The organism is Mesorhizobium sp. M0563, from assembly GCF_040321065.1.
Classification (GTDB): Bacteria; Pseudomonadota; Alphaproteobacteria; order Rhizobiales; family Rhizobiaceae; genus Mesorhizobium.
In genome coordinates this window covers 1-11,544 of record NZ_JAMYQV010000028.1, presented here as the reverse complement: position 1 = coordinate 11,544, position 11,544 = coordinate 1, and the positions used below count along the sequence as shown (strand labels likewise).

General features: G+C 60.2%; 7 protein-coding genes and 4 pseudogenes. 4 read left to right on the top strand and 7 right to left on the bottom strand.

The genetic code is table 11. The features are described from left to right. Window positions 1–74 precede the first annotated feature (74 nt). Together NKI50_RS27210 and NKI50_RS27205 are read right to left on the bottom strand one after the other, a co-directional pair. Window positions 75–1,607, bottom strand: coding sequence for a Fic family protein (locus tag NKI50_RS27210; RefSeq protein WP_352718121.1), 1,533 nt, complete (start codon window positions 1,605–1,607; stop codon window positions 75–77). A 624-nt stretch (window positions 1,608–2,231) separates the two neighbouring features. After that, entirely contained in the window at window positions 2,232–3,392 is a 1,161-nt protein-coding gene (locus NKI50_RS27205) for a porin (protein WP_352718119.1), read from the bottom strand. A 1,048-nt stretch (window positions 3,393–4,440) separates the two neighbouring features. Here NKI50_RS27205 and hemN point away from each other — a divergent pair. Beyond that, entirely contained in the window at window positions 4,441–5,781 is a 1,341-nt protein-coding gene (gene hemN, locus NKI50_RS27200) for an oxygen-independent coproporphyrinogen III oxidase (protein ID WP_352718117.1), read from the top strand. A 227-nt stretch (window positions 5,782–6,008) separates the two neighbouring features. On the opposite strand, the pseudogene NKI50_RS27195 reads toward hemN, so the two are convergent. Then, window positions 6,009–6,236, bottom strand: a pseudogene (locus NKI50_RS27195) (PIN domain-containing protein); the annotation flags it as partial. A gap of 5 nt (window positions 6,237–6,241) precedes the next feature. Here NKI50_RS27195 and NKI50_RS27190 point away from each other — a divergent pair. Further along, a pseudogene (locus NKI50_RS27190) lies at window positions 6,242–6,574 on the top strand (transposase); the annotation flags it as partial. A 4-nt stretch (window positions 6,575–6,578) separates the two neighbouring features. Here the strand turns inward: NKI50_RS27190 and NKI50_RS27185 are convergent. Continuing rightward, a complete protein-coding gene (locus NKI50_RS27185) occupies window positions 6,579–7,541 on the bottom strand; it encodes an NUDIX hydrolase (protein WP_023721404.1) in 963 nt (320 codons plus the stop codon). Window positions 7,542–7,688: 147 nt separating this feature from the next. Here NKI50_RS27185 and NKI50_RS27180 point away from each other — a divergent pair. Continuing rightward, window positions 7,689–7,901: pseudogene (locus NKI50_RS27180) on the top strand (3-methyl-2-oxobutanoate hydroxymethyltransferase); the annotation flags it as partial. Between the two features lie 279 nt (window positions 7,902–8,180). Further along, complete coding sequence (locus tag NKI50_RS27175; RefSeq protein WP_352718116.1) at window positions 8,181–8,780, top strand: cold-shock protein; 600 nt, start codon at window positions 8,181–8,183, stop codon at window positions 8,778–8,780. A 116-nt stretch (window positions 8,781–8,896) separates the two neighbouring features. On the opposite strand, the gene NKI50_RS27170 is transcribed toward NKI50_RS27175, so the two are convergent. The 3 genes and pseudogenes from NKI50_RS27170 to NKI50_RS27160 all read right to left on the bottom strand — a co-directional run. Beyond that, entirely contained in the window at window positions 8,897–9,979 is a 1,083-nt protein-coding gene (locus NKI50_RS27170; protein ID WP_352718114.1) for an HPP family protein, read from the bottom strand. Between the two features lie 723 nt (window positions 9,980–10,702). Continuing rightward, the gene (locus NKI50_RS27165; RefSeq protein ID WP_023721400.1) at window positions 10,703–10,963 is read right to left on the bottom strand and encodes a hypothetical protein; all 261 of its coding nucleotides are present in this window, start codon (window positions 10,961–10,963) and stop codon (window positions 10,703–10,705) included. Then, window positions 10,960–11,235: pseudogene (locus NKI50_RS27160) on the bottom strand (ABC transporter permease); the annotation flags it as partial. The gene NKI50_RS27165 and the pseudogene NKI50_RS27160, both read right to left, overlap by 4 nt. Window positions 11,236–11,544: the final 309 nt, after the last annotated feature.

Sequence of the window (11,544 nt, the reverse complement as noted above, 5' to 3'; positions counted from 1 at the left end):
GACGTGAACGGCGGCGTTTCCCACCACTCGCCGTGGCCCGAGACAAGCAAGTTAAACATGGCACACCACCGACCTCACGCCGCCTTCTCCATAGACCACTTCACCCGTTCGCCGAGAAAGGCGGCGAACGTTTTCACATTCATATTGCCGCTCGCCTCCTCCAGCCCTGCGAGGTAGGCCTTCCGGTCATCGACTCTGACGACTGTCCAGGGGTAACCGCCTGAAGCCAGCATCGCGTTCATGAGGAACCGCGCCATTCGTCCGTTGCCGTCCGGATAGGGGTGCACATAGCCCACAAGCCAATGCCCCAGCACGGCACGCACGGAGGCCTCCTTCTCCGCCTCCAGCAGGTCGAACAGCTCATTCATACCATCGGCCACCGCTTCGGTACGCGGCGGCACGTGCTGCGAGCCGCGCAGGTACACAGGGTGATTGCGATATCCCGCAAGCGCGCTGGCTTTGAGGATGCCGGCGGTCACTGACGGCGCGAACAGCTCCCGGTACCACTCCCGGTGAGTGTCCCGCGTCAACGCGCCGGCTGGCTTGCCGTTGATGATCGCGGCAACAGAGTCTTTGACCTTCTGGAATGCGAGGTAGTAGCCACGCGCGGCAAGCGCATCTCGGTTCTTGCGGTCCTCTTCATCAATCTCCGGATTCCAGCTCCCCTCGCGCACCCGGTCGATGAGTTCCGGGGTGACGCTGTACCCTTCTATCGACAGCGAATGGTAGGCGTCGCTTTCGTAGATATCCTCGACGAACTTCATATAGGCGTCTTTGTCGGACGGCAGTCCGGGTGCCTTCGGGAATATCTCGATGATGGCTTCGCGCTGCGATTGCCAGATCGCGCGCAGGCGGGCGACCAACGGCGGTACGCCCGCCGCAATAGTTGTCACTCCAATTTGTCCCGCGAACGGATCGGATTCGCGCACGTCATAGCCGGCGGCTTTGAAGGCGGCCACGATTTCATTGGCAAAGGAGTCGCGTCCTACGCGACGGAAGGCCCCCGCAAGCCGTCCCGCCACGGCGGAATGGCCGCCATCAAGCAGCAGGGCCAGAACGGTTGATACGTCGCGCACCGACGCCATGGCGATCTGCATCTCGATAGGGGCGCGCTGGAAGAACGCTTCCGGCACCCGGGTAAGGGCGGCCTCGACAGTGAACACGCGCTGGCCGTTTTTCTCTGTCAGTTCGGCCGGCATCTCCTTGACCTTGAGGTCATAGAGCGAAGTGCCGAACAGCAGGTCGATTTTGTTATTCGTGCCTTTGGGGGTGTTCACCACCACCTGAGGCGGAATAGTGGGCGCTTCCGCGTGCAGAAGCAGCGACTGCTCCGGTGAGAGGAACCAGTCCTTGCCGAACCGGTCATTGCAGTAAAGGGAGCAGAACTCCCAGAAGCTCGCGTACCAAGGGGTGGTGTCTTGCTGCCGTGCCTGCGGGCCGGTCGACATGAGCCAGCCTTTGATAACATCGCGCAGGAACCCGTTCTGCAGCAGCCGCTCCCGGTGGACGCGGGTCAGCTCATCTGATTTGAATATGCGCCGCCCACCCTCCTGCAGCTCTTTGAGGACGGCCAGTGATACAGCGAGTTTTTCATAGGGCTTGGCCATGGCCGTGCCTTTGCAAGTTTTTAGAGCTGTGCGATTACAAGTATGTAGTGCTGATAGGCCACAAGTCAATGATGCTGTGGAGTTGCAAGTTTTTTTAGTCGTGCGATAACAAGTTTTATGCGATAATCGGCAAATGCGATCGTTTCCATAACCGCGCGAAGGATCGTTACCCGGATGGGCCGAGACCCAGCTCCCCCGCAGGCTACGCAGGGGCTCGGGGCGAGCCTAGAGCCTGGCCCTCCGAAGCGCTTCGAAGGAGGACGCGCCTCTTTGAAAAACTCGCCCGTTGTGCATCGTGGGTACCCGTAAACGCGAATTCTCAAAGGAAAGACGCTCCTTACCTCTCCCTCCCGCCACGATCATCACGGCCGCGCCCGCGCTCACTACGCCGCGACGCCCGCGAGATCGCTGCACGCATCTGATCGGCCACCAGACCGGGTTGCAGATGAAGGATGTCCGTGACGCTGTCGTGTGTTTGCACCGTCACCGCAGTGACGGCAAGGCAGCTGCGCACGCGCCATGGAGGAGAGCGTCTCGATATCGCGCGCGATTCCGGCACCCCACTGGAGTCCGATCCGCCGACGACAAGTACATGCGATGCCTGCCTCAGCGCCCTTTCATCCGTTAGAATGAGCGTTCGAAACGCAGGATTCCGCCGACACTGCTCTTCTTGTTGGCGTTGGTCCAATTCATGTTGGAAGCGCCGTCCACCTTGCCGACGGCGAAGTTACCGTATCGGCCATAGTCGAGTTCCGCCGTAACTGTGAAATCTGGAAGAAACGCATAGGCGACGTTTGCAGCGACACCATGGTTCTTGAGCTGATCACCGGAGAGCTGAAGGTTGAACGAAGTTGTCTCGTTGAGCTTGTAAGTGGCGCCAGCCCAGAAAGCCCAGTTCCCACCCCAACTCTTATAGAAGCCGCGACCATGAGCGTCGATGGCGTTCGTGGAGTCGTCGTTGAGCTTGCCGTTGGAACCGTAGCCGAGCATTCCGAACAGCAACAGTTCGTTGGTGACATTGATGTCGACACGGACCTTGGCGGCCACCGATTCGTAGTTGCTATCATAAGCGGCAACGCCGGTGATCGCGCCCCAGCCATGTGTGTATTTCAAGCCGCCGACTACGTGCGGAGAGTAGCTGTCGATTGTGCCGACCACGCCCGAGCCTTCTTCGAGCGAAACCACGGCCGAAAAGCCGTTCCCGGCGTCGAAGTAGTACTGAACCACATTGGTATCGAAGGCGCCGTACGGAACCGGCGTCTGGTTGAGTACGTCAACCGCGCCGCCAATAAACATGTCGAAGGCCGACCAGTCCTTACCAACTCGGAGGCCACCAAGCTGAATCCAGGCGAAAGTCAAGGTGCTGTCTCCGTTGAAGGCATAGGACCGAGAACTGTCCGAAACCGAAGTGTGGCGGTTACCGAAGTTCATGCGGGTTTCGGTGTAGGTCTTCAACGTGCCGAGTTCGGTCTCCTGGCCGGTCCAAGTTTTCAATGTGAAGCGCGTGTTGTTTTGCCATGTGTCCTGATGCTCACCAGTCCTCACATCGGAGGTTCTTGCGTGGTCAAACAATCCGACATGGCGCAAGCCGATGTCGTAACGGACATAGCCGCCGATGCGCAGGCAGGTCTCAGTGCCTGAAATGTAGACGTAGCCTGAGCCGTAAACGTCGCAGATTTTAACGTACTCAGTCGGGTCAGGCTCGGCAACGGCGGTCACGGCGCGAGCGTCGGAAACGGCAATCAGTGCCGCAGTTGAGCCGAGGAGGAGGCTCCTAATGTTCATTGTTGATCTCCGTTCAAACAGTAAAAGGGATGGACGTCAGTGAAATGAATTTTTGCTAGAACCATTCGATAACGATGCGCATTGAGTGAATTTTTGAGCAGTTTTGATGCTCTCGTCATGCCAGATGTTCATGAGAAATTGAGAATACTATTGGGTATTATTGTTACAGATATGCAATTGTTATTACAAATATAATTATTGCCGAAACGACGCCATTCAACATTTCTGTACAAACCATCACCGGTCATCTCCGCTAGTTGTGGGCGGGCCGTCACAAAGGCTTCTATTGCAAATGACGTGCCATCCTGACGACGCAGCTGCGGCTTGAAGCTCAAGTGTGCCGGCGGACCTTGCTTGGCTCTTCCTTCCTTTCTGCCTTGCGGATCAATCCAAGCACGAACGGCAAACGTTTCGGCTACGGTTCGTCTGTTCGCTTCGCGACAGTTTCGTTCAATGGCGACAGCTTTGTTTGCTGTGAGCCCCGACGTTGAGACATCATGCGGCGGGCGCCGCTCGGTACGACGCCGTCATTTTGGCGAGCGCGATGGTCGGTAATCACGCGCTGAACGCGCAGCCTTGCCTTCACCAGGGAGTCAGTAGGCGCGCCAGCCTTGGCATTGCGGCGGACCTGACGGTCGCGTCGAGCAGGCTCTCGTCCTGATAGACGGCGCGCCACAGCTAATGCTTCTTGCCAGCAATTCACAAAACGAGCTCATCGAGATGCCAGAGATCACCATGGGGCTGCGCTAGCTGGCGAGCAAAGTCTGGTCCCAACGCGGTGTTATCTCGTTGGATGCGGCAGCCGCTCAGCAGAATCTACGCGACCAGGCGCTGGCTGAAGGGAAGGGATGGTGGAACCAAACGGTCACGCGTGAGGGTCGCGGCGGGAACAGCCATGGCCAGTCGCTGACCGTCCAGCCAAGATTGAACGGCCGCTATTGCTGCGAAATACAAGTTTCGAGCCCAAAGCGGAACGGACTGACATAGCGCAAAGACACAGGCGAGCGCAGCGGTAAGGTTGGTGGTTATCAGCATGGGACGGTAACTGTTGCAGACCACGAAATATCGAGAGGCCCGGCTGCCTTGGTACACTATCTATCCGACTGTGTCGGAGTTCTCTGGGGCGGTCGGCGCCGAGGCTTATGAGGAATGGCTCAAGAACCTGCCGGCTGACGGTCCGGTGTCACTCTATCTGCACGTTCCGTTCTGCCGATCAGCGTGCTGGTATTGCGGCTTTCCCACCACCATCACCCGCCATGATGCGCCGATCCTCAACTATCTGGCGACCGTGCGTGAAGAGATCCGTCTGGTTGCGGAGCGAGTGCCGCAGACGTTGCCCGTGAGCGACATACATTTCGGCGGCGGAACTCCGTCTCTCATAGGACCACCCGAGTTCCTCGCTCTGATAGAGTTCCTGCGACGCCGCTTCGCTCTGTCGAAAACAGCTACGGTCGCCATCGAGATCGATCCACGCACGTTCACGGTCGAGATGGCCGAGGCCTTAGGAGCGGCCGGCGTGAACCGCGCGAGCCTCGGCGTGCAGAGCTTCGATCCAATCGTTCAAAAAGCGATCAATCGGATCCAGAGCGAGGCCCAGACGTCGGCTGCCGTGGAAATGCTGCGTCGGCACGGCGTGAGCCGCATCAACTTCGATCTCATCTTTGGTCTCCCGCATCAAACGGTGCAATCCTGCGTCGAGACAGCGAGGGCGGTGGTCGCCATGCGCCCCGACCGGCTTGCGGTGTTCGGGTACTCGCACATTCCATCCCAGATAAAGAATCAGCGCCTCATCGAGGAGGAATCTCTGCCGGACAGCGCTGCCCGCGCTGAACAGCATGCGGCTGTGGCCGTGACGCTGATTGCCGCCGGCTACCGAGAGATCGGGCTCGACCATTTCGCCTTGCCGGACGACGAGCTCGCGCTGGCACAGAAAACCGGTCGCCTGCGGCGTAACTCGTTGGGCTACTCGGCCGACACCTGCAGAACCCTGATCGGTTTCGGAGCGTCGGCTATCGGCCGCATCGGCCAAGGGTACGTTCAAAACGAAGTTACACGGGATTCCTACATCCAGCATATCGCAGCTGGCCGTCTGGCGACGTCAAAGGGCTATCGCCTCACCGACGACGACCGCGTGCGAGCCGCAATTATCGAGCAACTAATGTGCGATCTCGAGGCCGATGTGCAGGCAATCTGTGCCGCCCACGGATCTGATCCGATCCGTCTTCTCGATTCAGCTGAACGCTTGGCGATGCTGGCCGAGGACGGGATAGTGGACTTCGAAAACGGTTTTGTCCGCGTACGGCGGGAGCATCGCTTTGTGATTCGTGCTGTCGCTGCCGCGTTCGATGCTTTTCTCGATCGGGATGGCCGTAAGCATAGCCCCAGGTGAGGGCAAGCATCCAACCGGAAGCTAAACTCGACGCCCTTGGCCGAGGCCTGTCATGAAGCGCGCGTCAAGGATGCGAAAAGCAGAGCTGATCCGCCTATTTCATCTCATCTTCAATGACATCGACCTCGTGGCTGCCACCGAGGCGTTTCCATATTGATCGTGGTAGGTGCGGGATATCTGGGTGTTTCGCCGTCAGCGCATGAAGATCCCCGCCATGTGATGGGTCAGGAGATCGCGGTGGCTGCGATCAGCCCGTCCATCGATGACAGACCGCGGCCACGCCGCTTCGCGAGGCCCGTCAGGTCGCCCCAGGCCAAGGCAACCAGTTCTTCCACCGGCAGGACTCTCGACTCGAAGCGCTGCGGCAGGTCCCGGGCGAGCCATTCGGCCAGTGCGTCACGTTTCCGACCTTTGTCCATGAGGGCAGCGCCGCGCCGGATCTCGGCGATCGACACAGACCCGCATTGACCCTACGCGGCTGGTCTTCCTGGATGAAACATGGGTCAAGACCAACATGGCGCCGTTGCGCGGCTGGAGTGTGCGCGGCAAGCGGCTGATGGCCCACGCACCATGTGGCCATTGGAAGACGATGACCTTCATCACCGCGCTGCGGCAGGATCGGGTGGAGGCGCCTTGGGTCATTGACGGACCCATCAATACGCAGGCCTTTCGCGTCTATGTCGAAACCGAACTCAACAAAACACTGAAGCCGGGCGACATCGTCATTCTCGACAATCCCGGTTCTCACAAGGGCCAAGCCGTCCGCGACATCGTCAGGGCTGCTGGCGCAAGGCGGGTCAAGCCCGCGAGAGCGGCAATTTTGTTCCGGCTATCACCCTCTCGTCGAGAACGGCGTGACGGAAGCGATAAAGTTGCGCCGGCCGGCCGCCGGTTTCCGCGGTTGTCTCACCGGTTTCCTCGACCAGCTCCTGCTGCTCGATTAGCCGGCGAAAGTTCGGCTTTCGTACGAGCCTGCCGGCAAGCGCCTCCACGGTGCGCTGCAGCTGCAAAAGCGTGAAGACCGGCGGCATCAGTTCGAATACGACCGGCCGGTATTTGATCTTGGAGCGCAGCCGCGCAATGCCGGTCGCCAGGATGCGACGATGATCGGCGATCATCGATCTGCCCGAGACCGAGGTGGGCGCAGCGGAATGTCCGGCGCGTATTGCTTCCTCCACCAGGGCGGCTTCGTAGAGCAGCTCATAACGTTGAAGCGCGAGTTCCTCGTTCCAATGGCGGTCGTCAAAGCCGAAGGCGATCGCCGCCCGCCGTCGTCGGTCGAGGCGTGTCGTACTGTCGTCAGTGCCATCCGCCCATTCCATCAGGCGCGGCCGCAATTCGTCCAACACGACCGCCGGTGTGCCGGAGCGGTGATCCTCCCACGGGAAATAGTCGTACCAGCTTCCCCAGTGTCGCCCGGCCGGGTCGCCAGCTTCGTCTTGGTGGGTGAGCGCCAGATAGCTGATAGAGACCACGCGGTCGTCAGCGCCAACCCTGTCGCGATCGGCGAAGGTGTAGAGCTGTTCGATATAGCCGAGCGGCTGGCCGGTCTGTTGTTCCACCCATCCCCTGAGGCCCGACTGCAGCGAACGGTGAGCAAGCTCGAACGGGCCCGAGGGCAGGGCGTTTGCCTGCGGGATGGTCAGAACGCAGGGGGCGCTGCTGTCCATGGCGACCACAACGGCGATCAAGTCCGCATTGACGTCGTTGGCCTTGCCTCCAGCTCCGCCTTTCCTAGTCCCTTTTGCGCGTTCGTCCATGGTCCCCGAGGTTGTTGAGCAGAGCCCCGCCGCGTAAGCGGCTGAACCGATTGAATTCCGTTTTTGTCTGATAATTGTCGGCGCGTCAACACCACCCGTCGTGGCGATTTTAGCTCTTCGCAGCTGCACAAAAAGTGCCAACGCGACATCCGTGCTTGGGGAAGGAGGCCCATTGAGTGCGCCGATTCAAAGCTCGTCGATCGACATTCCGACGTTGTTCTCGTCGGCGACAGCGCGGCATGGTTCTCCATGGCTTGGCGTCGACGCTGGGCGTGACGCTGGAGATGATAATCATGCACGGTCAGGCCTGCGCTCCTGGAGCCGGCGCAAATGGTCGTCGACCCGCCGTTCGGTTCCTTTTGAAGAAACCCGGAGCAGGCTTTCCGCAATGCCTGATAAAGCCCTTCCAGTGCGCCCGCGCCAGCATCATCGCACTCGCACTCCAACACAACCTATGCGAGTCAGTAAATCGACTCGCCGGCACTATTGTTTCAGGGGAAATGAATCTAGTTTCAAAGGGTTCGGCCGATAGGCCGGGCACAGCTGCGGCCTTCACGGCCTTTTTGACATAAACGCGTCGCCCGATTGAGATTATCTTGACGGTAGCGCAGTGCGCCATCCATGCCAGTCGAGATGATCATGGGCAAATATCGAGACCATCGCGAGCCACGCCGGCATCGCTATGACGATGACCCCGTTTCCTTTTCGGAACGGACTTCCGAGCCAAGCTATTTTCAGCGCCCGCCGCCCGTGACGGCAGATCCTGTCGATGCGGAGGTATTGTGGTTCACAGTCAGCAAGGGTTTTGGCTTCGTCAAACTGTCGGACGGCACGGAGGCCTATCTGCACGTGCGAGTGTTAGAGGCGGCCGGAAGCCGGGATGTTGCCGCGGGGACGCCTCTCAAGATCACGGTCGAAAAAAGTCCAAAAGGTCATCAAGTCGCGCAGGTGCTGGAGATCGGCGATCACCGCTCGAAAACTCCGTCACATACGCGCGTCGCTGGAGGGACCTTCGTTGAAACCGGTGCGCAGCTGGAGAGGGGGGGCACGGTCAAGTGGTACAAACCCGAAAAGGGCTTCGGCTTCATTGCTCCTGACAACGGTCAGAAGGACGTCTTCGTTCATGCCAGCGCCCTGACGCGCTCAGGGCTCAGCGTGCTGGTGGCGGGACAGAAGGTGTTTGTCGAAGGCGGGCAAGGCAAGAAAGGCTGGGAAGTCCGGAGCATTCGCCTTGCCTAGACGGCGATGCATTGCTCGCCTCGAAGGAGATGCCGGAGAGCGTCGGGCGGCCGCCATACTGCTATCCTATTGGCGCCCCATCGGGTTCCCGGATTGAGCAAGTCCGGATCCCTATTTTATGCCGCTGCCAGCGTTGTGTCCGCCATGTGCACGCGCGCTGCCGCTGCCAGCAGGTCGGTCTGGGTGATCAGCCCAATAATGCGTCGCTCGGCATCGACGATGACCACGGCATGGCTGCGGCCGTCGGTGAGCACCGGCAGCAGGCTCATGGCCCGCGTATCGGGAGAGGCGGTGCCAGCCTTCGACATCACAGCCCTCACCGCGTCGGTCGCCTTCGTCAGCTCGCGCAGGCCAACTACACCGACCAGCCCGCCCTCGGCGTCGGTCACCGGCAGCGTCCGGAAGTTGTGATCGAGCAGCAAGTGACGCGCCTGGTCGGCAGGCGCATGTTCATCGACCGAAATCACATCGCGCGACATGATGTCCTCGCACAGCAGGGTGCGGTGGGAGCGCACCATCGCCTGCAACTCGACCTGCCGCAGCAGCCGCTCAAGATCGTTGCGGTCGATATCGAAGGTTTCCTCCAGCGCGCCGAGCGCGGCATCGATATCCTCGGGCTGGAAGCCGACCCGCTCCCGCGCCGGCGGATCGATGGTTCCATGCGCGCTTTTAAGGGCGGGGGCCGCCACATGTGGATAGTTGCGCCGCGACAGTTTATGGATGCCGTAGCCGAGTGCGACCAGCACGATCGAGTTCAGCGCTACCGGAACGAAGGGAAACAGCAAGCCGGAACTGAAGACGGCCGGTCCGCCGAACACCGCAGTTAAGGCGGCGGCGCCACCCGGCGGATGCAGGCAGCGCGTGAACGACATGGCGGCGATGGCCAGCGCCACCGCAATGCCGGTAGCAAGAACGGGTTCACGCACGAAATGCGCCACGATCACCCCGACCAGCGCCGAAATCGTATTGCCACCGATAATCGACCAAGGTTGCGCCAGCGGGCTTGAAGGCACGGCAAAGAGCAGCACGGCCGATGCTCCCATTGGAGCAACTAGCAGTGCGACATGTGGGCCAGACCCGTTCGCCAGCGCACTGATCACGCCAGTCAATGCGATGCCGATCATGGCCCCGATGCAGGCGAGCAGCCGCTCGCGCAGCGTTGCACCGGCAAGGATCGGAACAAAGAGACGAAACGCCATGGCATACCCTTGGGCGAGTGGTCGGAACTCCGCGCTCCGCAATGCAGGCAAAGCCACAGATTTGGAAGTTAAGCCAATTCGGAAAGTCGGCTCACGGGGGAATACTTTTGCGCGAAACGGCCATTGCCAAATGGGTGCAGACATTTTGATCGGCCAGAGAAGGCAGACGGCACGCTGATCCGCTCGAGCGCAGCTAGAGGCCGAGGGCTGCCGTGCCGCGGGCAGCCGGAAATGGGGATGGTCGGAGGTCGAGCTGGGATGGACACTAAGGAATTCAGAGGCTTCGAAAAGCGTGCTGACAATGTCGGCATGGCAAGACAAATCAGGCCCTTGTCGCTCCACTTCCGAGGCAACTCCAGCGGAGTACAGCTTCTACGCGGTGCTTGGTCTGCCTGTCCTTGCCACCATCGGATTCGTTGGCGTCATGCTGAAACGTCCACCCGTAGCCGCTGAGAAGACGACTGCCGCCAGTGCCGTTGTGGAACCGCTATATGACGGCGGCTTGGTTACAGAGCCGGCTCGTGTCGATCGGGCGGGGGAGCCTGATGTGACGTACATGGTTCAGAAAGTGGCCAATGAAGGTGCTGGCATCGTCAACGTGATCAGGTCACGTAATAGCGGTAATACAACCGCGACCACGAGCCTCTCAGGCGTTCGATGAGGCGGGAAAATCCGATCACCAGACCAAACGCGTTTCCGCCACACTGCCACACACGAAACCGATCAGGTCACGTTCCAGGCTCGCCAGAAGATTGGAGCCAAGGCCACCTCGGCTGAACTCTGCCATGCCGCGGCCGCCACCTCTTCCAGCGGCGGTAGAAAACGTGGGTCAGCAGCGCCGGCATGGGCGAGCAACTCCCAAATCGCGAGCAGCGCCATCGGCTCAAGCGGCCGCAGATGTCGGCCGATGAAGCGGAAGGGCGGCGGTGCGATGGAAGCGCCGTGCGACAGCCTATCCAGACCTGTAATCGTGATCAGGCTCATCTGGGTCTCCGGACGCCAGCGTTGCAGATGGTTTTAGGCAAACGTGAGCAGGCCGTGGATCCCAATCCGGTCAGGCCGACCACGATCATGGCCGAAAGAACGAGTTCCAATTGAAAGAGCTGACGACCATAGGCGATCAGGTATCGGAGCCTTTCGAACGATGCGATGAGTTCTAGCGCAACCAGGGTCTGCCAGCCGTTGGCAAGGCCTTCTCGCAGCCCTGTAAAGATCGACGGCACGGCGGAAGGCAGCACGAGTTTCGACCAGCGGCTGAACGAAAGGACACGGCCAGACCCCGTCTCACGATGACGCCGTTGCGCTTCGCCGCCATCAGGCTGGGTAGAGGACTTGCACGTCTAAAGCTGTCGATCATGCTCGGCACACAAAAAAGGGCGGCATTGCTGCCGCCCTTTCCGCTGTAGGTTGACAGGGGGCTGGATTAGAAATCCATACCGCCCATGCCGCCCATGCCACCGCCGGGCATACCAGCCGGCATGCCGCCGCCACCCGACTCCTTCTTCGGAGCCTCGGCGATCATGGCTTCGGTGGTGACCAGCAGGCCGGCGACCGAGGCCGCGTCC

Excerpts from the sequence above, each read along its gene's own strand:
- NKI50_RS27210 (WP_352718121.1), bottom strand. The coding sequence starts at position 1,607 with ATGGCCAAGCCCTATGAAAAACTCGCTGTATCACTGGCCGTCCTCAAA.
- NKI50_RS27205 (WP_352718119.1), bottom strand. The coding sequence starts at position 3,392 with ATGAACATTAGGAGCCTCCTCCTCGGCTCAACTGCGGCACTGATTGCC.
- NKI50_RS27165 (WP_023721400.1), bottom strand. The coding sequence starts at position 10,963 with ATGAGCCTGATCACGATTACAGGTCTGGATAGGCTGTCGCACGGCGCT.
- NKI50_RS27170 (WP_352718114.1), bottom strand. The coding sequence starts at position 9,979 with ATGGCGTTTCGTCTCTTTGTTCCGATCCTTGCCGGTGCAACGCTGCGC.
- NKI50_RS27175 (WP_352718116.1), top strand. The coding sequence starts at position 8,181 with ATGGGCAAATATCGAGACCATCGCGAGCCACGCCGGCATCGCTATGAC.
- NKI50_RS27185 (WP_023721404.1), bottom strand. The coding sequence starts at position 7,541 with ATGGACGAACGCGCAAAAGGGACTAGGAAAGGCGGAGCTGGAGGCAAG.